Below are 26,603 nucleotides of genomic sequence, written 5' to 3'. Positions count from 1 at the left end.
CGATCGAACACCGAAGTGGCGGCTACGACTGCGGGTACCGACGCGATGTGAACACCTGTGCACCGCTACCGGTTTCGACGACGACGGTCTGCGACGATCCGACGATGAGCAAGCACCGCATGTCGATCTCCGAGGCATCGAGGTCCGCGAGACGGACAGTGCGCACTGTTTCGTCGTCACTACCGACGGCTCGGCCGATGACGACGGGTGTATCGGGCCCGCGGTGCTCGAGCAGCAGATCGCGCATCGCAGCCACCTGCCATGTCCGCGACTTCGACGCCGGGTTGTAGATCGCGATCGCCATGTCGGCTGCGGCCACCGCCGACAGTCGGGTAGCGACGATGCCCCAGGGCTTCAACCGATCGGACAGTGAGATGACGGCATAGTCGTGTCCGAGGGGCGCGCCCACCCGGCTGGCGACGGCATTCGCCGCGGTCATGCCGGGAACGACCCGCACGGTGACGTCGGACCACTGTGGTTCTGCGGCGACCTCGACGACGGCGGCGGCCATCGCGAACACCCCCGGATCTCCGGACGAGACGACGGCGACGCGCCTGCCGCGCTTGGCGAGATCGAGCGCGAAAGCCGCTCGCTCCGATTCGACCTTGTTGTCGCTCACGTGTCGAATCTGCCCTGCCCGCACTGGAACTCGGTCGACATAGGTGACGTATCCGACGAGATCGGTGGCCTCGGCAAGCTCGTGACGGACCTCGTCGGTGGTCCATCGATCCGCGCCTGGGCCGAGGCCGACAACGACGACCTGACCGGTCGGCTTCGCAACATCGCGGTTGTTGGAGGGGCTCGGCACGATCGCGATCGAGAAGTACGGAACCTCGGCGATATCGACGTCGGATGCCGCAATCACGCGCTGTTGGGCGGTGCTCGCACGCTCGACGTATCGGGCCTCGTCGAGGCGGCCCGAGTCCTTCAGCGCGCGAAGAACATTCGGGTACGTTCGACCGAGCTTCATGATCGCTGCCGCGTCGGTGGCCCGTAGGCGCCGCGTCAGCTCCTCGACGGGGAGTGTGCCCGGCAGGACCGTGAACACTTCGTCGCGTTCCACGAGCGGAGTGCGCAGCGCGGCCGATGCTGCGCTGACAGAGGTGACACCGGGAACGATCTCGACGTCGAACCGGTCGCACAGTCTCTTGTGCATGTGCATGTAGGAGCTGTAGAACAGCGGATCGCCCTCTGCCAGAAGGGCGACCGACCTACCGGCGATGAGGTGGGCTGCGAGGCGCTCGGCGGCGAGCTCGTAGAACTCGTCGATCGCGCCCTGGTACCCACCGGGGTGGTCGGTCGTCTCGGTGGTGACCGGGTAGACGAGGTGCTCTTCGATCTGATCCTCACGCATGTAGCGAGCGGCGACGCCGCGCGAGATGCTGCGTCCGTGGCGTGCACTGTGGAAGGCCACGACGTCTGCCTCGCCGATGACTCGCGCTGCCTTCACCGTCACCAGTTCCGGGTCGCCGGGTCCGAGCCCGACACCCCACAGTTTTCCGGCTTCGCTGCTCATTCTTCTTCGCTCGCAATGGCGTTGACGGCCGCGGCGGTGATCGCGCTACCGCCGCGCCTGCCACGAACGACAAGATACTCGACGCCGACCGACGACGCGATCAAGTCTTCCTTGGATTCGGCGGCACCGATGAATCCCACTGGTCCGCCGACGATCGCGGCGGGTCGTGGTGCGCCCGCGGCGAGCATCTCCAACAGGTGGAACAGGGCAGTAGGGGCGTTGCCGATGGCAACGACGGCACCGTCCAAGCGGTCGCCCCAGAGCTCGAGCGCCGCGGCCGTGCGGGTGGTACCCAGTCGCGCGGCGAGGGCGGGAACGGAGGGGTCGGACAGCGTGCAGAGGACCTCGTTGTCCGCGGGGAGGCGGCGGCGAGTGACACCCGCGGCAACCATGTTGGCGTCGCAGAGAATCGGCGCCCCGGAGTTCAGAGCGGCGCGCGCATCGGCGACGACGCGAGGAGTCGCGGCGACGACATCGGTCAGATCGACTTCACCGCTTGCATGGATCATTCGTACGACGACCTGCGCGATATCGGGTGCGAATGCCGACAGATCCGCCTCGTCCCTGATGGTTGCAAAGGACTGTCGGTAGATCTCCGCACCGTCGCGGATGTAGTCGTACATGGAGTTCACGATAGGTCAGGGCGATGCGGCGTCAGGACACCCGGTAGCCGGTGGGGCCGGCGACGACGTCGAGCACGTCTCCCTTGGGCCGCCCACATCGGCGCTCGCATCCGGACCAGTGTTGACGTCGTCCCTGGGGGACCTGTCCCCGGTCGACGGCGTCGGTGAGGTCGCCGCGGACGTCGGCGTTCGACTTCTCGCAACCCGGCGAACCGGTGCACGCGCTGAGATCGACCCATGGTGAGGACGCGTCGAAGATCAGGCCCATCGGTGCCAGGACCCGGACCACTTGTTCCGCTGCCCCCTCGTCGAGGTCGCACACGATGATCCCGCGCCACGGCGTGACCACGATCGGGCGATCGATCGCGGCGAGGAACTCGGCGAGCCGCGCCTCGAGGACACCGAGTGCGAGCGCGCCGCCGAGAGCGACGCGGCCGTCGTCCTGCGTCAGCCAGCCGATCGGTGGTGTCGTATCGGTCGATTCGAGGGTTCGGGGCGTACCGGCGACGAGCCCGAGCCGGGTAAGGGTTCGGCTCGGCCCGTCGATCAGTTCAGCGAGCCGCCACTCGCTCTCACGAATGTCCACGAAGGCCTGCGCGGCATCGAGGAGTACCTCCACCACGTGAGCGGTGTCGACTCGGACTCCGGTATCCGCACCGGCAAGCACCAGCGCGAATTCCTCGGCCGCGAGAGCGTGAACTCCGAAGTCCGGTGTCGATGCCGTGACGTCGCCCCGCCCGTCGTCGAGCGCGAACAGCGTTCTACCCGGGAGCTCGGCCAACGACGGACGTGCGCACAATTCCCGGTCGAGGCGGTCGATCAGTCCACCGATGTCGGCCAGACCTCCGACCCGCCCGGACAACGGCGACGCCAGAATGTTCCGTACACGTTCATGTGAGACCGAAGGAAGCAGATCGGCCGCGGCGAGTCGTTCTGCGAGCCGGTCGCCGTCGGTGATGCCCCTGAACTGGACATTTGCCCGCGAGGTGAGTTCGAGCTTGCCATCGCCCAGTTCGGTGGCCGCGTGGGCGAGTACCAGTAGCTGGTCCGGGCGCACTCGACCTCCCGGTAGCCGCACCCGGGCCAGGCCGCCGTCCGCGGCCTGATGCATCGTCAATGCACCGGGGCACCGGTCGGGGACGTCTCTGGCATCGGTCGAGCTCATCGGTCAAGGCTACAAGTGCATCCTGCTCAGCCGCTGAAGACCTCGCCGGGCCTACCTCGCACGAGCGTCCGCAGCCCGGTTCCGACGAGACCATGAGCAGCATCCCTTCGCCGATGTGACGAGTGACCTGCTTCATTGGGTAACATTCGGACTCGTCAGGCTTCGGCCGAGAGGAAACCGGTGCAACCCCGGTGCGGTCGCGCCACTGTAGAGCCAGACCCTCTCCTTCGAATCCACGAGGAACCAGACGAGACGAGGGGCGCGAAAACCCTTCAGAAGGGCACTACCCGTGATCTTGCTGCTGTCCACATCGGACACCGACCTTCTCAGTGCGCGCGCAAGTGGTGCCGACTACCGCTGGGGTAATCCGTCTCGACTGCTCGCCGACGACGTCCCCGCCTTGGCGGACGGCGCCGATCTGGTCGTGCTGCGCATTCTCGGATCCAAGCGGTCATGGGAAGAGGGTGTCGACGCTGTTCTCGCCACCGGTCTACCCGTCGTCGTGCTCGGCGGCGAACAGGCACCCGACGCGGAGTTGATGGAACTGTCGACGGTTCCGGGGAACGTCGCAACACAGGCGCACAACTACCTCGCCGAGGGCGGGCCCGACAATCTGAACCAGCTCTTCGCCTTCCTGTCCGACACTGTTCTACTCACCGGCCATGGATTCTCGGCGCCACTGCACACCCCGACGTGGGGAATTCTCGACCGCCCAACCGCACCTCACTCCGCAGGCTCCGCTCCTGTTCATTCTGGTCACTCCGCAGGCTCCGCTCCTGTCATCTCTGGTCACTCCGCAGGCTCCGCTCCTGTCCCTTCTGGTCACTCCGCAGGCTCCGCTCCTGTCATCGCGATTTTGTACTACCGAGCGCAGCATCTGGCGGGCAACACCGCATACATCGACGCCCTCGCTTCGGCCGTGGAAGCTGCCGGTGCACAGGCGCTTCCGATCTTCTGCGCATCGCTTCGGACCGCCGAACCGGCACTGCTCGAAACGCTGAAGAAGGCCGACGCGATGATCGTGACGGTCCTTGCAGCGGGTGGAACCAAGCCTGCCGGAGCGTCCGCAGGCGGCGACGACGAAGCGTGGGACGTCGCAGAACTCGCGGCACTCGACGTGCCGATCCTGCAGGGACTGTGCCTGACGAGCAGCAGGGAAACCTGGGCGGCCAACGACGACGGTCTGTCTCCTCTCGATGTTGCCACTCAAGTAGCGGTACCGGAGTTCGACGGCCGATTGATCACGGTTCCATTCTCGTTCAAGGAGATCGACGGTGACGGTCTGACCACGTACGTCCCCGATCTCGAGCGGGCAGCGCGGGTGGCAGGTATCGCGGTGCGCCATGCGCGCCTTCGCCACATCCCGGCGTCCGAACGCCGGATCGCGCTGATGTTCTCCGCATACCCGACCAAACACGCACGCATCGGCAACGCGGTCGGTCTCGACACACCTGCGAGTGCGATCGCCCTCATGTCGGAGATGCGCACTGCAGGATACGATCTCGGCCCGGTCGACGGCCCCGACGCCATTCCTGGCCTGGCTGCGAAAGACGGCGATGCGCTGATCCATGCCTTGATCGCTCGCGGCGGTCAGGATCCGGATTGGCTGACCGACGAGCAGTTGGAGGGCAATCCGATCAGGATCTCCGCTGCGCTCTACCGAACCTGGTTCTCGCAATTGCCGAACGAGCTCACCTCCGCAGTCGAGGAACACTGGGGGCCTGCCCCCGGCGACATGTACGTCGACCGTTCTTCCGATCCGGATGGCGAGATCGTCATTGCTGCAATGCAATTCGGCAACGTGGTCATCATGGTGCAGCCGCCACGGGGCTTCGGTGAACGCCCGGTCGCGATTTATCACGACCCCGATCTGCCGCCCAGTCACCACTACCTCGCAGCGTATCGCTGGATTCAGGCGACGCAATCCGACGGTGGATTCGGCGCCGACGCGATGGTCCATCTCGGCAAGCACGGCAACCTCGAATGGCTGCCCGGCAAGACCCTCGGAATGTCCGCATCGTGCGGCACCGACGCGGCGTTGGGTGACCTCCCGTTGATCTACCCGTTCCTCGTCAACGACCCGGGCGAAGGAACACAGGCCAAGCGACGGGCTCATGCCACACTCGTCGATCACCTGATCCCACCGATGGCGCGCGCGGAGAGCTACGGCGACATCTCGCGGCTCGAGCAGTTGCTCGACGAGCACGCCAACATCTCCGCTCTCGACCCTGCCAAGCTACCGGCGATCAGACAGCAGATCTGGACGCTCATGACCGCAGCGCAGATGCATCAGGATCTCGGCCTCGAGGAACGCCCCGACGAGGAAGTCTTCGACGACATGCTGCTGCATGTGGACGGGTGGCTCTGCGAGATCAAAGACGTCCAGATCAGGGACGGATTGCACATTCTGGGGCAGGAGCCGGTCGGCGACGCCGAGGTGGAGCTCGTCCTGGCGATGCTTCGTGCCCGTCAGATGTGGGGCGGAGAGCAGTCGGTTCCCGGGTTGCGCGAGGCCCTCGGCCTGAGCGAGGACGGCGACGAGGAGCGAGTGCGGGTGGACGAGATCGAGGCCGTCGCACACGGGCTCGTCGCTGCCATGCAGGCAACGCAGTGGAATCCCGAGTCGGCCGACGACGTCGCAGCGGGACACGGACCGGTCGTCGCGGAGATTCTTCGGTTCGCAGCGTCCGAGGTGGTCCCTCGCCTGCGAGGAACCTCGCGCGAGATCCATCAGGTCCTCCATGCCCTGGACGGCGGTTTCATTCCGGCGGGCCCCAGTGGGTCACCCCTGCGCGGCCTGATCAACGTGCTGCCGACCGGCCGCAACTTCTACTCCGTGGATCCCAAGGCCGTTCCGTCGAAGCTGGCGTGGGAGACCGGGCAGGCGATGGCGGAGTCTCTCCTTGCGCGGTACAGGAAGGATCACGGCGAGTGGCCCAAGTCCGTCGGACTGTCCGTGTGGGGCACGTCCGCCATGCGCACATCCGGTGACGACGTAGCCGAGGTGTTCGCACTGCTCGGAGTGTCACCGGTGTGGGACGAGGCGTCGCGGCGCGTCACGACACTCGAGGTGATCGCACTGGAGGAACTGGGGCGGCCGCGCATCGATGTGACCGTACGCATCAGTGGATTCTTCCGCGATGCGTTCCCACACGTTCTGGCCCTGCTCGACGACGCGGTCAGGTTGGTCGCAGCGCTCGACGAGCCTGCCGAGAGCAACTACGTCCGGGCGCACGCGCAGGCAGATCTCGTCGAACACGGCGACGAGCGTCGTGCGACGACGCGCATCTTCGGGTCGAAGCCCGGAACCTACGGCGCGGGGCTGTTGCAGTTGATCGACAGCAAGACCTGGCGCAGCGACGAGGACCTCGCGCAGGTGTACACCACGTGGGGTGGGTTCGCGTACGGCCGCGGACTCGACGGCGTGCCGGCCTCGGACGATATGCGTACCGCGTACAAGCGAATCGCCGTCGCGGCCAAGAACACCGACACGCGTGAGCACGACATCGCCGACTCGGACGACTATTTCCAGTACCACGGAGGAATGGTTGCGACGGTCCGAGCGCTGACGGGCACATCACCCGAGGCATACATCGGAGACAGTACGAGGCCCGAGTCGGTTCGAACGCGAACTCTGTCGGAAGAGACGGCCCGAGTGTTCCGTGCCAGGGTCGTCAACCCGCGGTGGCTCGAGGCGATGCGCAGGCACGGGTACAAGGGTGCGTTCGAAATGGCGGCTACCGTCGACTACCTCTTCGGGTACGACGCGACAACCGATGTGGTCGCCGACTGGATGTACGAGAAGCTGGCCGAGACGTACGTGCTGGACGAGCAGAACCAGAAGTTCATGCAGCAGTCCAACCCCTGGGCGTTGCACGGCATCGCCGAGCGACTGCTGGAGGCGGCGGAACGGAAAATGTGGGCCGAGCCGGATCCGAAAATACTCGGCGATCTCCGGCAGGTGTATCTCGAAACCGAAGGCGACTTGGAGGGAGAGTAGCCACCGCGCGCCGTACTCTGGTGCCCATGGCCACATTCCAGGAGATCGCCGACGGAAAGTACGTCTCGCTCACGACGTTCAAGAAGGATGGAACGCCGGTTGCGACTCCCCTGTGGGGTGCGCGCGACGGTGACCGGCTTCTGCTCTGGACGACTGCCGATTCATGGAAGGTCAAACGGATCAAGCGCAACGGCACGGTGACGATCGCACCGTGCAGCGCCCGCGGCGCAGTCCAGGGCGACGCGGTGGCCGGCCTCGCCGAAATCCTCGACGGCACGGCCACCGAGCATGCCAGATCGGCCATCGCGAAGAAGTACGGAATCATCGGATGGCTCACCATCAAGGGCAGCGCGCTCCGTCGCGGGAAGTCCGGAACCGTGGGTATCTCGGTCAGTCCTGCGTGAGCGATGCACGTTCGGTGTATCGGCCCGGGGTGATTCCGAACTCGTCTCGGAACGCAGCGATGAATCCACTCGTCGTGCGGTAGCCGACATCGCCCGCGGTGTCGGACACCGTCGTTCCCGCCGACAGCATCGCAAGCGAGGCGTACATCCTTGCGCGCGTTCGCCACTGGCCGTACGTCGAACCGGTGTCGGCAACGAACGCGCGCATCACGGTTTTCGTGCTGACACCCAGTTCTCTCGCCCAATCCTCGAGACTGCGCGCATCCGAAGGGTCGGCGACGATGTGGTCCGCGATGTGCCCAGCGATCCCTTTGCGTGGGAGCGCCAGTACGTCGTGTCGCTCGGGCGCGGAGTCCAGTAGGTCGAACAACAGCTCCACGCACCGAGATCTGCGCCTGCTGCCGAGGTCTTCGTCTCTCATGTGCAGCAGCAGGTTCGCGGCGAGTTCGTCGACTTCGAAGACGTGCGGATGAGACCACCGCCTGCCGTCCGGCCGAAAATCGGGCTGAGCGTACGCGGTGACCAGCCGTCCCGCGGTGAGCAGCGTCATTTCGTGGAGCACGTTGCCGGGAATCCAGACCACGTGCTGCCGGTGCAGGTGCCACCGCGCGGTGCCGATGCGCAACTGCATCGTGCCCTCGCGCATCCACGCGAGTTGATGTTCGGGATGACGGTGAGCTCCATACGGTGTGACGGTGTCGACGACGTATTCATGGGCGTGAAAATCCTCGAATGTCACCTCGGGCGTATCGCGCCGCACATGCTGGGAGACCGGAGCTGATCGATAGCTCTCATCGGACACCGGGCGTCCTTCCTTCCGTAGTGCCGTCCATCGGGGCGCATGGACTGGATCAGGAGGCAAGGTTAGCCTCACTTGAATCAGTAACCATCCCCAGTTCCATGAAGGAGCCACTCCGTGCGCATTTCCCGCACACTTACACGCGTCACGGCATCGATAGCAACCGTGCTCCTACTCGGCGCTGCAGCTGCGTGCGGCGAGTCCGGCACCGACTCCGCCGCGCCTGCCTCGAACGATTCGAGCGGAGCGTTTCCCGTGACGATCGAACACGCTCGCGGATCCACGACCATCGAGTCCGAGCCACAGCGCGTCGTCACGATCGGATACACCGACCACGAGCCACTGCTCGCGCTCGGCGTGACTCCGGTAGGCGTCGGGCAGTGGTGGGGTTCGGGCATGGACGAGAGCTGGCCGTGGGTCGAGCAGTACTGGAAGGACCAGAAGCCGACTTACATCAATACTGCCGACGAGGTGAACTACGAGCTCATCGCATCGCTGGAACCGGACCTCATCCTCGCGTTGTACGCCGACGTGGACGAGGAGTCCTACTCCAGGTTGACGCAGATCGCACCGACTGTCGCCCAAAGCCCCGACTACGATGCCTATACAACGCCGTGGACCGAGATGACGCTGACCGCAGGTAAAGCGGTGGGCAAGCAGGCCGAGGCCGAGAAGCTCATCGCCGACACCGAAGCCGCATTCGCGACGGTGCGGCAGGAACACCCCGAATTCGCCGAGCAGACGGCAACGGTGGTCAACCTCGACACTCCCGAGGGGTATGTGTTCGCCTCCGGTGATCCGCGAGGACTCTTCATGACGTCGCTGGGATTTCAGGCCCCGGCAGACCTCGACGCCTATATCGGTGATGCATTCGGTGAGTGGCTGTCCAACGAGAGGTTCGACCTCATCGACCTCGATCGCATTCTGGTCATGGCCGATACCGAAGGAGCGAAAGAGCTCGACACCAATACCCTCTACCAGGGACTGAGCGTGGTGAAAGACGGTCGCGCGGTCGTCGTCCCGTACACCGAGTCACCCGCCATCGGTGCCGCGATGTCCTACAACACGGTATTGAGCATCCCGTACGCGATCGACGAGGCGACCGAAAGGCTCACCGCCGGGTAACTTTTCGCGCATACTGCTCGAGGAGGTGTGCATGTCGTCGAAAGCCGAACTTGTCATAGTGGGGACGGTCCTGACCGTCGATTCGAGGTATCCCACTGCCGAAGCCGTTGCGGTGCGCGATGGTCGGATCTCGGCGGTGGGTACTGCAGCAGAACTCGCAGCCGAGATCGGGCCTGACACCCGTGTTGTCGATATCGGCGACGGATGTGTGATGCCCGGTCTGGTGGAGGCACACGGTCATCCGCTGATGGAGGCCGTGGTTCTGTCCGACAGGATGGTCGATATCAGGCCGGTGACGATTCGCGACGCCGAGACGGTGGTGCAGGCAGTCCACGACGAGGTCGCGCGTCGCGGCGGCGACGGGGCATTTCTCAGCGGCTGGGATGCGTTGCTGCAGAAAGGGCTGCCTCAGCCGACGCTGCAGTGGCTCGATGCGGCCGCACCGAGCAGTCCGCTGGTGATCCTGCACAACTCGGGGCACCTCGCGTTCTTCAACTCGGCGGCGGCGCGCCTGCACGGCCTGGACCGCCACACTGCCGATCCCAAGGGCGCGGCGTACGGGCGCGACGAGGACGGCGAACTCGACGGGACGGCCCGCGAGACTGCCGCGGTATTCCCCTTGGTCGCGGCGGCGATGAATGCCGGTTCGTATCCTGCGATGTTGGCCGAGGAATGTTCTCGGCTGAACCGGGCAGGTCTGACGACGTGTTCCGAGATGGCATACGACCCGACATTCGGCCCGCTCGTCGATGCACTGAAGTCGACCGGTGCGCTGACCGTCCGCCTGCGGACCTACGAGATGTCGAACCCGCAGATGACCGCGCATTCCGCACCGGGAGCCGGTGACGATCTGGTCCGCAGCACCGGGATCAAGATCTGGGTGGACGGCTCGCCGTGGATCGGGAACATCGACCTGACGTTTCCGTATCTGGACACCGATGCAACCGCATCGATCGGCGTGGCGGCAGGGTCGTGTGGGCACGCCAACTACACACGCGAACAATTGACCGATATCGTGGGCGCCTACTTCCCGCTCGGGTGGCCGATGGCCTGTCATGTGATGGGAGACAACGGGATCGACACGATCCTCGACGTATACGAGAACGTCCTCGCACGCCATGGCAGACAGGACCATCGTCTGCGGCTCGAACACGTCGGTGCCATTCGTCAGGACCAGATCGAACGAGCAGTGTCGCTCGGAGTGACCTGCAGCATGTTCGTGGACCAGATCCATTATTGGGGTGATGTTCTCATCGACGGGCTGTTCGGGCCAGAGCATGGATCTCGGTGGATGCCCGCCGGATCCGCTGTGGCAGCAGGAATGCGGATCTCGTTGCACAACGATCCTCCCGTCACTCCGGAGGAACCGCTGCGCAACATCGCCGTCGCAGTCACGAGAACAACGCCGAGCGGGCGGGTGTCGGGTCCCGAGGAACGGCTCACGGTCGATCAGGCCATCCGAGCGCAGACGATCGACGCTGCGTGGCAACTGTTCTCCGACCACGAGATCGGCTCCATCGAGATCGGCAAGTACGCAGATTTCGTCGTCCTCTCGGCGGATCCGAGAACTGTTCCGCCCGAGGACATCGCCGATCTGGATGTCCTCGCGACCTATCTCGCCGGCGTCCAGGTGTACGACGCGTCAGCGTGATCCGGCCCGTCCATGCGAGGCTGCCGATGTCCAGGGAGTGCTGACGCGGCCGGACCAGTTGGCGAGTCGCTCCGTCGGCCCTGCCTGCGCGCCGGGCGCGACGACCTCGCCGAAGGGCATTTCGTCACGTGAGTCGCCCGGAATAGCCCGCGTCGCGGCGACGAGCACGGGGGAGACGAGGTCGGGATCCGCTTCGAACGGTTGGCCGGTGGACACGGCCAGGTCCCACCCGTGGACCAGTGTCTCGTTGATGTACGCCCATACTGCAGCACGCCCGGGGACCGTTCCCCACGGAGCGGTCACCGTCGTGGTGAGTTTGTCGTCGTCGTCCCACACCCCGAGCGCGAGATCGGCTTCCGCTCGATAGGCGGTGACAGGATCGCCGAAATCGGTGAGTACGAACGGCACTGTTCTCGCGTCACCGCCGAGGCCCATTGTCCGCGCTCGGCGGACTCCGGCGAGTTGATGTCCGAGCAAGGTCCTGACGTCGAAGTCGGGACACGGTGTCGGTAACCCCATCTGGTCCTGCGTCACACCGGCGATCAGGTCGGTGACCCAGGCCAACGCGTCGCGGTAGAGAGGTCGGGGGTCGAGTGTCGTAGCGGTCATGGTGGTGCCTTTCGGTCGCGTTCGTCGGTACGACAGCAAGTGAACTTCGAATACCTGACACCTTGTGTCGTGTATTTCTGAGACGATGTTCGAGTGCGCGCGGACAGGTTGATCTCGTTGGTGCTTCTCCTTCGACATCGCGGACGGATGTCCGCATCACAGCTGGCCGAAGAGCTCGAAGTATCGGAACGGACGGTTCTCCGTGACATAGATGCACTGTCGACGTCGGGTTTTCCGGTGTACGCCGAACGCGGGCGCCACGGCGGTTTCGAGCTGTTGCCCGGTTTCACCACCGACCTCACCGGATTGTCCGTCGAGGAGGCGACGGCTCTTCTGTCCGCCGACGCGTCGGCGTCACTGGGAATGTCGTCGGCATTCGCATCGGCGATGCGCAAAGTGGCGGCGTCGCTGCCGGACGAGCAGCGCAGGGTCGCCACGTCGGTCGCGGAACGGGTGCTGGTCCGGCCGGAGGGATGGTTGCGCGATACCGCGCCGGACGAGCATCTGGGTCTCGTCCAGCAGGGCGTGTTTCTCGGACGACGACTGCGTATCGACTACGAGGGGAGAAGCGGACCGTCACGGGTGAGAACGGTCGACCCGGTGGGGCTCGTTCATGCGGCTGGTCAGTGGTATCTGATGGCGACCGTGAACGGGGACGACAGGACCTACCGGGTATCTCGGATCAGAGAGGCCGAGCTACTGACCGAACCTGCTCGGCGTGACCCGAAGATCGACCTCGGCAAACTCTGGGATGCCGGTCGATCGCGTTTCAGATCCACGCGCGAGATGGTGCGCGTGCAGCTGCGGATTCGCGGCGAACATCTCGCTTCGGTCGAAGCCACCGCTGTCGAGGTGGAGATTCGGTCCGAGTCGGTGTCCGAGTCCGAGTCCGAGTCCGACGAGTGGATCGAGCTCGATGTGCTGTTCGGTGGTGTGGAGCATGCGTGTTCGACAGTCTGGATGTTGGGGGAGGACTGCGAAGTGCTCGGCCCGCACGACGTCAGATCGGCGGTATATCTCAGGGCCCGACAGGTGATGGCGCGACATGCGGCTGACGAGCCCTGATCGGCCTGGTGACCTGCTTCGACACGCACGACGGCATTTCGGCGGTCGCCGTCGCCGACTGTCGGCGGTAGACACTCGGTGGCACACCGACCAACTCGGTGAAGCGGGTGCTGAAGGTTCCCAGTGAGGAACATCCGACGGCGAAGCATGCATCGGTGACGCTGACGTCGCCGCGGCGAAACAGCGCCATCGCACGTTCGATGCGACGGGTCATCAGGTAGCTGTAGGGCGACTCACCGTAGGCGAGCTTGAATTCTCGGCTGAGGTGACCCGCCGACATGTGGACGCCGCGGGCCAACGCCTCGACATCGAGAGGCTGTACGAAATCGCGATCGATCCGGTCCCGAACACGCCGTAACCGGGCGAGATCGAGCAGCCGCTGCTCGTTCGTGGATTCGGTCACAGCCCGACGTACTCCGCGAGGTGCCGACCGGTCAGGGTCGACCGATCGGCGACCAGATCGGTGGGCGTGCCCTCGAAGACGACGAGTCCGCCGTCGTGGCCTGCGCCCGGCCCCAGGTCGATGATCCAATCGGCATGTGCCATGACGGCTTGGTGATGCTCGATGACGATGACCGACTTCCCCGAGTCGACGAGGCGGTCCAGCAGCCCGAGCAATTGCTCGACGTCCGCGAGGTGCAGGCCCGTCGTCGGTTCGTCGAGGACGTAGATTCCGCCCTTCTCACCCATGTGCGTGGCAAGCTTCAACCGCTGACGTTCACCGCCGGACAGGGTGGTCAGTGGCTGACCCAACTTGATGTAGCCGAGGCCGACGTCGACGAACCGGGTCAGAATCTTGTGCGCCGCAAGCAACTTCGACTCTCCTGCGCCGAAGAACTGCTCGGCCTCGGCAGCGGACATGGCGAGCACCTCGCTGATGTCCTTGCCGCCGAAGTGGTACTCCAGCACCGACGCTTGGAACCGCTTGCCTTCGCATTCCTCGCACGGAGTCGCGACACCCGCCATCATCGCGAGGTCGCTGTAGATCACGCCGTTTCCGTTGCAGGTGGGGCAGGCGCCCTCCGAGTTCGCACTGAACAGAGCCGGTTTGACGCCGTTCTCCTTTGCGAATGCCTTCCGGATGGGTTCGAGCAATCCCGTGTATGTTGCGGGGTTGCTGCGCCGAGATCCACGAATGGCACCTTGGTCGATGGCGACGACGTCGTCGAGCCCGGACAGTGAGCCGTGGATCAGCGAACTCTTGCCCGACCCGGCCACTCCGGTCACGACGACCAGAATTCCGAGGGGCACATCGACGTCCACGTCTCGCAGATTGTGCGAGTCGGCGCCCCGGATCTCGACGACCTCGGTGTAGTCCCGAACGGTGCCCTTCAACACTGCTCGGTCGTCGAAATGATGTCCGGTGATGGTGTCACTGGTGCGCAGTCCGTCGACGGTGCCCTCGAAACAGACTGTGCCGCCGTTGCTTCCCGCGCCGGGACCGAGATCGATGATGTGATCGGCGATGACGATCGTCTCCGGCTTGTGCTCGACGACCAAGACCGTGTTTCCCTTGTCGCGTAATTGCAGCAGGAGTTCGTTCATGTTCTCGATGTCGTGCGGGTGCAGACCCGTCGTCGGCTCGTCGAACACGTAGGTCACATCGGTCAGGGACGAGCCGAGGTGGCGAATCATCTTGGTGCGCTGCGCTTCACCGCCGGACAGCGTTCCCGCCGGTCGTTCCAGACTCAGGTAACCGAGTCCGATCTGCACGAACGAGTCGAGTGTGTCGCCGAGTGAATCGAGCAGCGGCGCCACGGACGGCTCCTTCAGGCCGCCGACCCATGCGGCCAGGTCGCTGATCTGCATCGAGCAGGCGTCGGCGATGCTGATGCCCTTGATCTTCGACGACCGCGCCCCCTCGTTGAGCCGGGTGCCGTCGCACTCGGGGCAGGTGGCGAAGGTGACCGCACGTTCGACGAAGGCGCGAATGTGCGGCTGCATCGCGTCGACGTCCTTGGACAGGAACGATTTCTGGATTTGGGGGACCAGTCCCGAGTAGGTCAGGTTGATTCCTTCGACCTTGATCTTGGTCGGCTCGCGGTAGAGCAGGTCGTTCAGTTCTCGTTTGGTGAACTTGGCGATCGGCTTGTCGGGATCGAAATAGCCGCACCCGCGGAAGATCCGGCCGTACCAGCCCTCCATGCTGTACCCGGGGATCGTGATGGCACTGTCGTTGAGCGATTTGGAGTCGTCGTAGAGCGCGGACAGATCGATGTCGCTCACCGAACCTCGACCTTCGCACCGCGGACACATGCCGCCGGTGATGGAGAAGGTCCGCTTCTCCTTGGTCTGGCGGCCACCCTTCTCGACGGTCACCGCTCCTGCGCCGGATACCGACGCGACGTTGAAGGAGAATGCTTGAGCACTGCCGATGTGCGGAGTGCCGACACGGCTGAACAGAATCCGCAGCATCGCGTTGGCGTCGGTCGCGGTGCCGACCGTGGAGTGCGGATTGGCGCCCATACGCTGCTGGTCGACAATGATGGCGGTGGTCAACCCGTCGAGAACGTCGACGTCGGGCCTGGCGAGTGTCGGCATGAAGCCTTGGACGAACGCGCTGTACGTCTCGTTGATCATCCTTTGGGACTCGGCCGCGATCGTGCTGAACACCAGTGAGCTCTTACCCGAACCGGATACGCCGGTGAACACCGTCAACCTGCGTTTGGGGATCTCCACGCTGATGTCCTGGAGGTTGTTCACTCGCGCCCCCTGCACGCGAATGAGGTCGTGACTGTCGGCGACGTGCAACTCGGGTGACACTGCGTCCATCCTCGTGGCCATTGAAATTTGTCTCTCCCTCTGTTCGCGGGTCCGTGCCGGCGGTCCGAAAATCGGTGCAGACTTCCGTTGCATCCAACCAGAGCTGCACCGAAAACGCGCCCCTCGGGATCAGGTCGTGAGCGGCTCTATCGTGATTCCTGGATTCGGATGAGGTTCCCTGCTGGATCCCGCACAGCGCAGTCGCGGACTCCGTACGGCTGCTCGGTCGGTTCCTGCACGATGTCGACGTCCGTTGCCTGCAATGTGGTGAAGGTGTCGTCGAGGTCCTTCGTGGCAAGCAGGATTCCGCCGTACGTTCCCTTGGCCATCATCTCGGTGATCACGCGGCGTTCGTCGTCGGTTATCCCGGGGTCGGCGGCCGGCGGGTGCAGGACGATGGACACATCGGGCTGATCCGTCGGCCCGACGGTGATCCAGCGCATACCGTTGAAGCCGACGTCGTTGCGGACCTCGAACTTCAGAGTGTCCCGGTAGAAGGCAAGAGCAGCGTCGGGATCGTTCTGGGGAAGGAAGCTGGATTGAATGGTGATGTTCATGACGATCACGTTAGTTCCGAGTTCGCCCGGACACTTCTCTATTCCTGATCGGTTCTGTGGCGTCCATCCCTGATCGGTTCTGTGGCGTCTCGATCCGATTCGACCGCAGCGACGAATGAGTACGGGAAACACAACCCGGTGACGCACAGACGTCATCAGATGAGGAGAAGGCAATCATGCCGATCGCAGTGACGGATTACCACCACGTTCGAATCACCGTTCGCGACATCGACGCCTCGCGCGCGTTCTACGACAGTGTCTTCGGTTTCGAGGTGGCCTACGCGTGGGATCCGGAGGCCGACGAGGAAACGAAGAAGGCACTGTGGTTCCTCTTCGGTGGCGTCATCTACACATTCGGCGGCGGACTGTTCGGCCTACGCCCGGTTGCACCGGGACAGGACACCTTCGACGAGGACCGTACGGGCCTGGACCATCTGAGTTTCGGAGTCGAGACCCATCAGGATCTGACGGATGCGATCGCCACGCTCGACACGCTGGGAATCGCACACGGTGGGATCAAGTCGGCAGGCCCAGGGCTTGCGATCGTGGAGTTCCGCGATCCCGACAACATTGCATTGGAGATCTCCGGACCTGCCGAGTAGCGAGAGCCGCTCCCGGCTACTGAGCCTCGCTCACCGAGGACATGTGGAAATCCGGAATCCGCAGCGGAGGCATCGCCGTACGGGTGAACCAGTCCTTCCACTCCCGGGGCAACGTTTTCTGCGTTGCCCCGGCCTCGGTGACGCGCCGCAGCAGATCCAGTGGGCTCTCGTTGAAACGAAAGTTGTTGACAGCGCCCGTGACCTGGCCGTTCTCGACGAGATACACCCCGTCGCGGGTGAGTCCGGTCAGCAGCAGGGTCGCGGGATCGACTTCGCGGATGTACCACAGCGTCGTCAGAAGCAACCCGCGTTCGGTGCGGGCGATCATCGCGTCGAGATCTGTGTCGGCCCCGCCGGTGAGCACGAGGTTGTCGCCGGGAACGACCGGCTCCGTGCCGTACTTCTCGGCGAGGAAGCGCGGATACGCGAGAGAACCGACGACGCCCTCCCTGACCCAGTCGACCCTGGCTGTCGACATGCCGTTGTCGAACAGCGAGACCGAGTCGTTCGAGGAACCGGTAGCGACGAACGGGCTGTACTCCAGCCCGGCCGCGTTCGGATCGGAGAACAACGTCAGCGGCAGGTGGCCGAGTCTTTCACCGACGCGGGTGCCACCAGGCCGGGACAGCGCAGTATGCCCCTCCTGCGCACCCCGGCCCTCCATGGTCCACATCAGATAGATCATCAGATCTGCCACCGCCGACGGCGGAAGAATGGTCTCGTATCGCCCTGCCGGAAGATCGATCCGGTTCGACGCCCAGTCCAGGCGGGTCGAGAGGTCGCCGAGCAGGGTGCTCACCGACACGTCGTCGAAGCCTGTGGTCGCGGCGCCGACCCACGCGCTCGATCCGCCGCGTTTACCGTTGATCTCGATCGAGCCGGTGGGTTGGGTGAAACGACGACGAATGCCCGACGACGATCCGAGCCACACGGTGTCGATCTGATGGTGCGCGAAGCCGTACAGCTGATCGGTGCCGTCGAATCCGACGGCGAGGTCGCCGGTGACGGGTTCGAAGATGTCGATGGTGGTCGGCCGGGACTGTGCGCCCCAGTCGTCCGGTTCGCGTGATCCTGCGATCAGCGGCATCGCGTCCTCGGCGGGTTCCGCTGCGCGAGCGGCGTTTTCGCACGTCGAGACGATGGCACCGATCTCGTCCGGATCCACGCTCGTCGAGGACAGCGTCGAGACCTTGGTTCCGTCGGAATCACGCACGATGGACACGACGGTCCAACGCCTGGACGATCCGACTCCGTTGGTGGTCATCGAGTTTCCGGCCCAGCGAAGCGACGCTTCGCTGGAATCGGTGACGATGACGAAGGTGTCGTCCACCGACGCAAGAGACAGCACGCGATCGACGACTTCGTGACCCGGCATCATTGTCCGGCCTCCGATCGTGTGTTGAGAACGTTCACTCCGCGGAAGACTGCCGCAGGACTTCCGTGACTGACCGCCGCAACCTGTCCAGGTTGCGCTTTGCCGCAGTTGAACGCACCCCCGAGACGCCGTGTCGACGCTCCGCCGACGAGGTCCATCGATCCCCAGAAGTCGGTGGTCGTCGCTTGGTACGCGACGTCGCGAACCTGGCCGTCGAGGCGCCCGTTCTTGATTCGGAAGAAGCGCTGACCCGTGAACTGGAAGTTGTAGCGCTGCATGTCAATCGACCAGGACTTGTCTCCGACGACGTAGATGCCGTCGTCGACCGATGCCACCAGGTCGTCGATGCTGCGATCGACGTCGGGGTCCGGCTGCAGCGACACGTTGGCCATCCGCTGGATCGGGACATGGTGTGCGGAGTCGGCATACGAGCAGCCGTTCGACCGCTCCAGTCCGAGGCGCGGCGCGAACACGCGGTCGAGCTGGTAACCGACGAGTACTCCGTCTCGAACCAGGTCCCAGGTCTGCGCCTCGACACCGTCGTCGTCGTAGCCGGTGGTGGCGAGCCCGTGTACTTCGGTGCGATCGGCCGTCACATGCATCGACTCGCTGCCGTATTTCAATGTTCCGAGCTTGTCCGGCGTCGCGAACGAGGTGCCTGCGTACGCGGCTTCGTATCCGATTGCCCGGTCGTATTCGGTTGCATGGCCGATGGATTCGTGGATGGTCAGCCACAGATTGGTCGGATCGATCACCAGATCGGTCGGGCCTGCGACGACGGTCGGCGAGGTGACCTTCTCGGCGAGCCACGTCGGAATACGAGAAAGTTCGTCCGACCAGTCCCACGTGTTGTCGGGACCGAGGTACTCCCACCCTCGGCTCACCGGAGGTGCGAGAGTCCGCATGGTCTCGAACGCGCCCGCCGAGGCATCCACGGTGGTCGCCTCGAGCTGTGGATGTAGCCGAACGCGTTGCTGGGTGATCGAACTACCCGCGAGGTCGGCGTAGAACGACTGCTCCTTCACCTGCAGCACGGACGCGGTGACGTGGTCGACACCGTCGGAGGCGCCGAGACGCGACGAATACTCGGCCAGGAGATCGATCTTGTCCCGGGTCGGTACGTCGAACGGGTCGACGTCGTATCTCGACACCCACACGACGTCCGAGTGGACCGGCTCGTCGGCGAGTTCGACGCGTTCGCGGTTGAGCGAACGAAGTGCCGTCGCGACCTCGACGGCGGCCCGCGCGGTTGCCACTGCTGCCGCGACCGACAGCTCGCTGTTGGACGCGAATCCCCATGTGCCCTCGACGACGACACGGACGGAGAGTCCGATCTCCGAGCCGTCGACGGCGGATTGGACGACGCCGTCGCGAAGATTCAGCGATTGAGTCGTCAGCTTGTGGATGCGAAAATCCGCGTGCGTCGCTCCTGCCCGGCGTGCCGTGTCGAGAGCGGCCGAGGCGAGTTCTCCCGACGGCAGCGCGAGGAAGTCCGGGTCTACGTGTCTGTCGGACGGCTGGGTCACGGGAATTGAGATTAGCCGAACTGTTGCCATCCGAGCCGTACAACCATGCCGACAACGACGACGAGCAGGACGACACGGACGAATCCCGCGCCTCGTGCGAGTGCTGTGCGTGAGCCGAGAACCGCGCCGATGACGTTGCAGACCGCCATGGCGGCACCGAGTTGCCACAGCACGTGTCCGGTGATGGCGAAGAACATCAGTGCGCCGATGTTCGAGCCGAGATTGAGGACCTTGGCCATCGCTGCGCTGCGCACGAACTCGGTACCGAGGAACGTCGCGAACGCGATGATGAAGAAGGTTCCGGTTCCCGGCCCGAGAATGCCGTCGTAGAAGCCGAAACCGCCTGCCGCCAGGAACACGACGGTCAGCACCTTGCGCCTGGTGGGCGGGTGCTTCGCCGCAACTGTTCCGATAGTCGGCCGCGCCGTCACCAACACGGCGACACCGATGAGGACGACCATGATGATCGGGATGAACAGCTCACGGTCGATGAGCGACACCGCCGCAGCGCCGGCGGCGGACGCTGCGGCGGCGAGCGTCGCAGCCGGCACCAGCACTCGCCATTCGAGAGCGACCTTGCGTGCGAACGTCACCACTGCCGCGAATGTCCCGAAGACGGCGGTCATCTTGTTGGTCGCCAGTGCTGCCTGCTGACTGAGCTGCGGTGCGACGAGGAGGATCGCGGGGAGCAGAATGAGTCCGCCTCCACCGACGACGGCGTCGACCCACCCTGCAGCGGTGGCGGCGACCATCAACAGCCCCCAGTCTGCTGCCGTCACCTGTTCACTGCTCTCACCTGGTTACTGCCGTCGCGAGCCGAGCTGCTGTCATGCGGCAAACTCAATCACATGCGGAGATTCAGCTTGTGGCTCAGGGGCAAGCCGTTCGTGGCGGACTCGCTGCTCGCCGGAGCGCTCTTCGTGCTCGATGTCGTCGCGTTCGTCGGCAGCGCGGAGATGCAGAACTGGCTCCTCTTCGCTGTGGTGGCGGTGGCCGTCAGCGTGCCGATCGCGTGGCGTCGTCGACACCCGCGGACGGTCGCCGCGGCGGTGCTCGCCGGATCTTTGTTCAGCACGCTCGCCGGGGTGGCGGTGGGGGAGACCACAAACTTCCACCCGGCGCTGCTCGGAATTCCGATCATGCTGTACACCCTGGTCGCGTACGTGGGTCGCCGTGATGCACTCGTGTATCTGGTCGTCGTGACCGTCGACTCGGCTCTGTCGGTCCTGTCCTACGACGAGGACCTCGTGTCGACGATCGTGTTCACGGTGATGATGTACGCGCTGGCGTGGACCGCCGCCGAGTTTCTCGGCGCCCGCCGTGCGTACGACGAGGCTGTGGAAGCGCGTCTGGCGGTGGCGGACTACGACCGAGACAGGCGTGCCGACGAAGCTGTGGCCTTGGAACGAACCCGCATCGCACGCGAGTTGCACGATGTCATCGCTCATGGGGTAAGCGTCATGATCGTGCAGGCAGACGGTGCCTCGTATGCCATCCGGAAGGATCCGGAGCGCGCCGAGCAGGCGGTGGCGAACATCTCGGCGACGGGGAGGCAGGCGCTCGCCGAGCTGCGTCGTACCGTCGCGCTGCTGCGCACGACTCCCCAAGCCGACGACATGCCGCAGTACGGAACGGCCGGGCTCGCGAAGGTGGTCGAGATGATGACGAGGGCCGGCCTGTACGTCGAGCTGGAGCAGACGGGCAACCTCGACGACATCAGTCCTGCCATCAGCCTCGGCGTTCACCGTCTGGTGCAGGAATCACTCACGAACGTCCTACGGCACGGGGGCCACGCTCCGCGGGCTCGGGTGTCGGTGATTCGCCGCGAGGAGGACGTGCTGGTTCAGGTCGTCAACAGTCGTGTCGGGACCGCTGCGAGCACGGTGGAAGGCTCCGGAAACGGCTTGCTCGGCATGCGTGAGCGGGTCGCCGTGCTGCAGGGAACTCTTCACGCCGGTCGGACCGACGACGGTCAGTGGCTGGTGCGTGCCGAGCTACCGCTCGAATGACCGACTAGGTTGTTCTCTGTGCCGATCACCGTTCTCATCGTCGACGATCAGGAACTGATGCGGATGGGACTGACGATGGTCCTCGACGCACAGGACGACCTCACGGTCGTCGGCGAGGCCGCCGACGGTGCCTCTGCGTTGACGGCGGTGGCGAAGCTGAAACCGGACGTGGTTCTGATGGACGTCCGGATGCCAGGTATCGACGGGGTGACTGCGACGTCGAAGATCGTCGAATCGGATTCGGAGTCGCGTGTCCTGGTCATGACGACGTTCGATCTGGACGAGCACGTTCTGGGAGCTCTCCGGGCCGGGGCGAGCGGATTTCTTCTCAAGGACACTCCTCCCGAGGACCTGGTGTCGGCGATCCGCAGTGTGGCGGTCGGCGACGCGGTCGTATCACCGAAGGTGACTCGCAGGCTTCTCGCGCGCTTCATCTCGGACGACGCCGCGCCCACACGGGATCCGGAGATGTTGAACGCGCTCACCGAGCGCGAGCGCGAGGTGCTGAGTCTGTTGGCGACGGGAATGTCCAATGCCGAGATCGCGCGGAGTCTTGTGCTGTCCGAGGCAACCGTGAAGACCCACATCGGCCGAGTTCTGACGAAGCTCGGCCTGCGCGATCGGGTACAAGCGGTGGTATTGGCGTACGAGACGGGTCTGGTCCGGCCGGGAGTCTGAAGGTTCCGCTCCGATCGGGAGAAATTCGGCCGTCTTGTTCGTTGTCCGTTCAGGCAACGAAAGGAACTACAGTGTTTGCGATCTTTCTCCTCTACGTCATTGTCGAAGTGGCTGCTCTCGTCGCCGTCGGTAGTGCGATCGGCGTGTTGTGGACAGTTCTGCTTCTGATCGCAGGCTCGATCGTCGGATTGGTGCTCGTCCGGTCGCAGGGTCGACGGGTCATGGATGGACTGAGAGCCGCGAGTCGTGGAGAACGCTCGCCCGGCGGAGCCGTCGCAGACGGTGCGCTGTTCGCACTGGGTTCGGTTGCGATGTTCGTGCCAGGACTGGTGACGACGGTCTTCGGCATCCTCCTCCTGATGCCTCCCACCCGGTGGGCGCTGCGTCCGCTGGTGCTGCTCGCGGCGGCCCGGTGGATGCCGGGGGTCATGGCGACGACGAGCAGGATGCGGCCTTCGGTCATCGACGGGGAAATCGTGCCGGAGCCTTCGTCGGCGAGCGGCAGCGGGTCGGCGAGCGGCAGTGGGTCGGCGAGCATCAGCGGACAGATCATCGAGATCGACGGACGGGATTTCGATAAGCCGACTCGTTGAGGGCAGACTTGGCTGTCGTGAGTACCCAACTACTTCTCGGCGGGCGCATCTACAGTGCCTCGGCACCCGATGCCACGGCGATGGCGGTCACCGACGGCATCGTGACGTGGACGGGCGAGGACCGTACCGGTAGAGCCCTGCATCCCGGTGCAGAGGAGTTCGATCTGGCCGGTGCGTTCGTCGCTCCTGCATTCGTCGACTCGCATGTGCATACAACTGCTCACGGACTCGCTCTCGGCGGCCTGAACCTGACCGGCTGCCGTTCTCGCGCGCACTGCCTGGACTCGCTTCGTCGATACGTGCTCGCATCGGTGGATCCGGTGATCTGGGGACACGGCTTCGACGAGTCGACGTGGCAGGACGGCGGGGCGCCCACGACCACCGAGCTGGACGAGATCGCTCCGGGCCGTGCTGTGTATCTCACCAGAATCGATGCCCATTCGGCAGCGTGCTCGTCCGTACTGCGCAACGCCTCGCGCACTGACCTGACCCGCCTCGCTGGATACCACCCTCAGACTCCTCTGACTTCCGACGCCCATCACGCTGCGCGTGCTGCCGCCCGGTCGATGCTCACGGTTGCAGTGCGCGCGCAGGCGCAGAAGCGAGCACTCGACGACGCCGCGGCGTCAGGGATCTGTGCGGTGCACGAGTGCGGCGGACCCGACGTCTCGGGCCGCGCGGACTTCGCGGAGCTCATGTCCTTGGACCACGGTGTCGAGGTGCGTGGATATTGGGGTCAGGCAGTGTCCACCGCGCAGGAGGCGCGCGACGTCCTCGCAGACACCGGCGCGCACGCACTCGGCGGCGACATATTCGTCGACGGCTCGCTCGGCTCGCGCACCGCGTGGCTGCAGGAGCCCTATGACGATGCACCGGGGACCGGTGTGTCGTATCTGGGGGTCGATGCGATCGCCGACCACGTCGCAGCGTGCACCGAAGCGAATGTGCAAGCGGGTTTCCACGCGATCGGTGACGCCGCCGTTGCCGCCGTGGTCGAAGGATTCTCCCGGGTAGCCCAAACAGTGGGCGGACCGCGGCTCGCTGCGCGAGGCCACCGCGTCGAACATCTGGAAATGGTCACCGACGAGCAGGTGACGAAGCTCGCGTCCTGGGGTGTCATCGCCGCGATGCAGCCACGGTTCGACCGACTGTGGGGAGGCGAGAGCTCCCTCTATGCCCAACGGCTCGGGCGGGACCGAGCGCTGCGACTGAATCCGTTTGCTCAGCTGGCCTCCTCTGGCGTGTCCCTTGCGTTCGGATCGGACGCACCTGTCACCGCGATGGATCCATGGGCGGTGTCGAGGGCGGCCGTCAACCACCGGACATCCGGTAGTGGCCTGTCGCCGCGCGCAGCATTTGCGGCGTCCACACGTGGTGCCTGGCGCGCGGGGGGAGTTCGCGACGGACTCGCGGGAACACTGGCACCAGGTGCTCCCGCGAGCTACGCGATCTGGGAAGCACAGGAGCTCGTGGTCCGCGCGCCCAAGGACGGCGTGGCGCGATGGTCGACCGATCCGAGAGCGGGCGTTCCGCCCCTGCCGCCGCTGGACGAGGACTCACCGAGCCCGCGGTGCCTGCGTACCGTTCACCGTGGACGGGTGATCCATGAGGCGTGAGCGCGGGTCGATTCGGTCGATCGCAGTGTCGAGCCTGGCATCGGTCCTGTCCGGTCTTCTCCTCTTCCTGAGCTTCCCGCCCCGCCCCCTGTGGTTCCTGGCGCCGATCGCCATAGCTGTGGTGACCCTCGTCCTCGTGCGGTTCGGTCGCGGCGAGTCGCTGAGCAAGAAGGCGGGCTTCGGGTACGGCATGCTGTTCGGGCTCGGATTCTTCGTCCCGCTGCTTCCGTGGATCGGGGTCTATGTCGGACCGTTGCCGTGGCTTGCGCTCGCGGCAGCCGAGTCGGTGTTCATCGGTGTTTTCGGTGTCTGCGCGGTGATCGCCGCCCGGACGCGGTGGTGGCCCGTGTCGATCGCGTTGGTCTGGAGTCTTCTCGAATGGGCGAGATCGAGCGTTCCATTCGGTGGTTTCCCGTGGGGTCGGCTCGCATTCGGTCAACCCGACGGCTGGTTGCTTCCGTTGGCGAGTATCGGCGGCGCACCGTTGTTGAGTTTCGGCGTCGCGGTGACCGGTACCGGCCTCGCGGCCCTGGTGTGTGCGCTCACTGTTCGCCGTACACGTACCAGGGTGCTCGCTGCTGTGGCGACGACGATCGTCGCATCGATTGTCGCGCTTGCACTGTCGCCGACACTGGAGAACCGCACCGCGGAAGACGGTGACCGCACCATCACCGTCGCGGCGATCCAGGGCAGCGTTCCCAGGTTGGGGTTGGACTTCAATGCACAGCGACGCGCAGTGCTGGACAACCACGTAGCCGAGACGCTTGCGCTTGCCTCCGATGTGAAGGCCGGTCGTCGTCCTTCGCCCGATCTGGTGGTCTGGCCGGAGAATGCGTCGGACATAGATCCGTTGCGCAATTCCGATGCGGCCGCTGAGATCACGATGGCATCCGAGGCAATCGGTGCGCCGATTCTGGTGGGGACGGTGCTGGTCAACGACGACCGTACGACCACCAACTCGGTCATCGCCTGGGACGGGGCCGACGGCCCCGGTGAGCGTCACGACAAGAAGATCATTCAGCCGTTCGGCGAATACCTTCCTTACCGCAGTTTCTTCCGTCTGTTCTCCGAATACGCGGACAGAGCAGGTTACTTCGTACCCGGCACCGGAAACGGTGTGGTGCATGCAGGCGGGATCGCGGCCGGAATAGCGACGTGTTACGAGGTGGCGTTCGACCGAGCCCTGAACGAATCCGTGCGTTCCGGCGCCGAATTCATTGCGATTCCTACGAACAACGCGACGTTCGGCGACACCGAGATGACGTACCAGCAACTGGCGATGTCCAGAGTCCGCGCGGTCGAGCATGGACGATCGGTGGTCGTGGCGGCGACGAGTGGTGTCAGCGCCATAGTGTCACCCACCGGTGACGTCGTCGATCGCACCGAACTGTTCGTCCCTGATGCGCTGGTGGAGCGGATACAACTGAGGACCGGCACGACTCTCGCGACCGATCTCGGTCCGATTCCCGAATATCTGCTGTGCTTCGCTGCAGCAGCGTTCATCGCATTCGGATGTCTACGTTCGAGAAAACCGATCGTGAAGTCGGTTACAGCCGAAGAAAACAACTCATCTCTCGAAAATTGATGATCTTCACTATGCACAGTTCGGAATAGGTGGATTACAGGGGATCGATCAGCTTTCTTTCGATTTGCACGTCGAGAGCTGTAACGGTCGCTGACGTAGGCTCGATTCTTCAATAGTGATCGGCCATAAAGGGGGCAGCTGACTATTGTATGTTTGTAGATCGCGAGTGTGTAATAGCGCGCATTTTGCCGTCGGGACGAGCTGACACGTTTCGATCGCGGATTTGCGGGTCGGTGGCTCAGCGCATGGGAGGGGTCCTCGGTGAAATTTGGTGGTGTGGTTCGCAGGCCCGAAAACATCAGCGCGAAACCGACCGTGAGTCGGTGTGCCCTCGTCGGTGTC

Annotated in this window: 22 protein-coding genes; 11 read left to right on the top strand and 11 right to left on the bottom strand. The window is 64.6% G+C overall.

The annotated features are described in order from the left end of the window. Nucleotides 1–22: 22 nt before the first annotated feature. From cobJ to cobG, 3 genes are read right to left on the bottom strand one after another with little or no spacing between them, the layout of a single operon-like run. Nucleotides 23–1,516, bottom strand: coding sequence for a precorrin-3B C(17)-methyltransferase (cobJ, locus tag RY1_RS01845; protein ID WP_072801804.1), 1,494 nt, complete (start codon nucleotides 1,514–1,516; stop codon nucleotides 23–25). Next, a complete protein-coding gene (locus tag RY1_RS01840; protein ID WP_072801803.1) occupies nucleotides 1,513–2,139 on the bottom strand; it encodes a precorrin-8X methylmutase in 627 nt (208 codons plus the stop codon). Before RY1_RS01840 ends, cobJ begins: the two co-directional genes overlap by 4 nt. 31 nt (nucleotides 2,140–2,170) lie before the next feature. Next, nucleotides 2,171–3,304, bottom strand: coding sequence for a precorrin-3B synthase (cobG, locus tag RY1_RS01835; RefSeq protein ID WP_072801802.1), 1,134 nt, complete (start codon nucleotides 3,302–3,304; stop codon nucleotides 2,171–2,173). Between the two features lie 289 nt (nucleotides 3,305–3,593). On the opposite strand from cobG, the gene cobN reads away from it, so the two are divergent. After that, entirely contained in the window at nucleotides 3,594–7,304 is a 3,711-nt protein-coding gene (gene cobN / locus RY1_RS01830) for a cobaltochelatase subunit CobN (RefSeq protein ID WP_072801801.1), read from the top strand. A gap of 26 nt (nucleotides 7,305–7,330) precedes the next feature. Continuing rightward, the gene (locus tag RY1_RS01825; protein ID WP_072801800.1) at nucleotides 7,331–7,708 is read left to right on the top strand and encodes a PPOX class F420-dependent oxidoreductase; all 378 of its coding nucleotides are present in this window, start codon (nucleotides 7,331–7,333) and stop codon (nucleotides 7,706–7,708) included. On the opposite strand, the gene RY1_RS01820 is transcribed toward RY1_RS01825, so the two are convergent. Beyond that, nucleotides 7,695–8,510: a helix-turn-helix domain-containing protein gene (locus tag RY1_RS01820; RefSeq protein ID WP_072801799.1), complete on the bottom strand. Its 816-nt coding sequence runs from the start codon at nucleotides 8,508–8,510 to the stop codon at nucleotides 7,695–7,697. The two genes, RY1_RS01825 and RY1_RS01820, sit on opposite strands and share 14 nt — an antisense overlap. A 114-nt stretch (nucleotides 8,511–8,624) precedes the next feature. On the opposite strand from RY1_RS01820, the gene RY1_RS01815 reads away from it, so the two are divergent. Both RY1_RS01815 and RY1_RS01810 read left to right on the top strand, forming a co-directional pair. Further along, on the top strand, nucleotides 8,625–9,632 hold the full coding sequence (locus RY1_RS01815; protein ID WP_072801798.1) for an iron-siderophore ABC transporter substrate-binding protein: 1,008 nt from the start codon (nucleotides 8,625–8,627) through the stop codon (nucleotides 9,630–9,632). Nucleotides 9,633–9,663: 31 nt separating this feature from the next. Further along, nucleotides 9,664–11,283, top strand: a complete 1,620-nt coding sequence (locus tag RY1_RS01810; RefSeq protein ID WP_072801797.1) for an amidohydrolase — start codon at nucleotides 9,664–9,666, stop codon at nucleotides 11,281–11,283. On the opposite strand, the gene RY1_RS01805 is transcribed toward RY1_RS01810, so the two are convergent. Further along, nucleotides 11,275–11,892, bottom strand: coding sequence for a TIGR03086 family metal-binding protein (locus tag RY1_RS01805; RefSeq protein WP_072802237.1), 618 nt, complete (start codon nucleotides 11,890–11,892; stop codon nucleotides 11,275–11,277). The two genes, RY1_RS01810 and RY1_RS01805, sit on opposite strands and share 9 nt — an antisense overlap. A 93-nt stretch (nucleotides 11,893–11,985) precedes the next feature. On the opposite strand from RY1_RS01805, the gene RY1_RS01800 reads away from it, so the two are divergent. Further along, the gene (locus tag RY1_RS01800) at nucleotides 11,986–12,957 is read left to right on the top strand and encodes a helix-turn-helix transcriptional regulator (RefSeq protein ID WP_072801796.1); all 972 of its coding nucleotides are present in this window, start codon (nucleotides 11,986–11,988) and stop codon (nucleotides 12,955–12,957) included. Here RY1_RS01800 and RY1_RS01795 read toward each other — a convergent pair. The 3 genes from RY1_RS01795 to RY1_RS01785 form a co-directional block, all read right to left on the bottom strand. After that, the gene (locus RY1_RS01795) at nucleotides 12,911–13,360 is read right to left on the bottom strand and encodes a helix-turn-helix transcriptional regulator (protein ID WP_072801795.1); all 450 of its coding nucleotides are present in this window, start codon (nucleotides 13,358–13,360) and stop codon (nucleotides 12,911–12,913) included. The two genes, RY1_RS01800 and RY1_RS01795, sit on opposite strands and share 47 nt — an antisense overlap. Further along, entirely contained in the window at nucleotides 13,357–15,741 is a 2,385-nt protein-coding gene (locus RY1_RS01790) for an ATP-binding cassette domain-containing protein (protein WP_072801794.1), read from the bottom strand. The genes RY1_RS01795 and RY1_RS01790 overlap by 4 nt, the downstream gene beginning before the upstream one ends. A gap of 125 nt (nucleotides 15,742–15,866) precedes the next feature. Beyond that, on the bottom strand, nucleotides 15,867–16,277 hold the full coding sequence (locus RY1_RS01785; RefSeq protein ID WP_072802236.1) for a VOC family protein: 411 nt from the start codon (nucleotides 16,275–16,277) through the stop codon (nucleotides 15,867–15,869). A gap of 176 nt (nucleotides 16,278–16,453) precedes the next feature. Here RY1_RS01785 and RY1_RS01780 point away from each other — a divergent pair, with 176 nt between their 5' ends. Further along, nucleotides 16,454–16,879, top strand: coding sequence for a VOC family protein (locus RY1_RS01780; protein WP_072801793.1), 426 nt, complete (start codon nucleotides 16,454–16,456; stop codon nucleotides 16,877–16,879). A gap of 16 nt (nucleotides 16,880–16,895) precedes the next feature. Here RY1_RS01780 and RY1_RS01775 read toward each other — a convergent pair whose 3' ends face one another. The 3 genes from RY1_RS01775 to RY1_RS01765 are packed head-to-tail and all read right to left on the bottom strand — an operon-like array spanning nucleotide 16,896 to nucleotide 20,559. Then, a complete protein-coding gene (locus tag RY1_RS01775; protein ID WP_072801792.1) occupies nucleotides 16,896–18,257 on the bottom strand; it encodes a metallopeptidase TldD-related protein in 1,362 nt (453 codons plus the stop codon). Then, nucleotides 18,254–19,810 carry a TldD/PmbA family protein gene (locus tag RY1_RS01770; RefSeq protein ID WP_072801791.1) on the bottom strand — a complete coding sequence of 519 codons (1,557 nt, stop codon included), beginning with the start codon at nucleotides 19,808–19,810 and terminating at the stop codon, nucleotides 18,254–18,256. The genes RY1_RS01775 and RY1_RS01770 overlap by 4 nt, the downstream gene beginning before the upstream one ends. Continuing rightward, nucleotides 19,792–20,559 carry a TSUP family transporter gene (locus RY1_RS01765; protein ID WP_072801790.1) on the bottom strand — a complete coding sequence of 256 codons (768 nt, stop codon included), beginning with the start codon at nucleotides 20,557–20,559 and terminating at the stop codon, nucleotides 19,792–19,794. The genes RY1_RS01770 and RY1_RS01765 overlap by 19 nt, the downstream gene beginning before the upstream one ends. Nucleotides 20,560–20,628: 69 nt before the next feature. Here RY1_RS01765 and RY1_RS01760 point away from each other — a divergent pair, with 69 nt between their 5' ends. The 5 genes from RY1_RS01760 to lnt all read left to right on the top strand — a co-directional run bounded on the left by RY1_RS01760 (nucleotide 20,629) and on the right by lnt (nucleotide 26,261). Next, complete coding sequence (locus RY1_RS01760) at nucleotides 20,629–21,789, top strand: sensor histidine kinase (protein ID WP_072801789.1); 1,161 nt, start codon at nucleotides 20,629–20,631, stop codon at nucleotides 21,787–21,789. Nucleotides 21,790–21,807: 18 nt separating this feature from the next. After that, nucleotides 21,808–22,467 (top strand): response regulator, encoded by a 660-nt coding sequence (locus tag RY1_RS01755; RefSeq protein WP_072801788.1) that lies wholly within the window; start codon nucleotides 21,808–21,810, stop codon nucleotides 22,465–22,467. A gap of 71 nt (nucleotides 22,468–22,538) precedes the next feature. After that, nucleotides 22,539–23,060 carry an FxsA family protein gene (locus RY1_RS01750; RefSeq protein WP_072801787.1) on the top strand — a complete coding sequence of 174 codons (522 nt, stop codon included), beginning with the start codon at nucleotides 22,539–22,541 and terminating at the stop codon, nucleotides 23,058–23,060. Between the two features lie 17 nt (nucleotides 23,061–23,077). Further along, entirely contained in the window at nucleotides 23,078–24,676 is a 1,599-nt protein-coding gene (locus RY1_RS01745) for an amidohydrolase (protein ID WP_072801786.1), read from the top strand. After that, entirely contained in the window at nucleotides 24,666–26,261 is a 1,596-nt protein-coding gene (gene lnt / locus RY1_RS01740) for an apolipoprotein N-acyltransferase (RefSeq protein WP_072801785.1), read from the top strand. The genes RY1_RS01745 and lnt overlap by 11 nt, the downstream gene beginning before the upstream one ends. Nucleotides 26,262–26,603 lie beyond the last annotated feature (342 nt).

The organism is Rhodococcus yunnanensis NBRC 103083, assembly GCF_001895005.1.
Classification (GTDB): domain Bacteria; phylum Actinomycetota; class Actinomycetes; order Mycobacteriales; family Mycobacteriaceae; genus Rhodococcoides; species Rhodococcoides yunnanense.
This window is presented reverse-complemented; position numbering and strand designations above follow the sequence as displayed.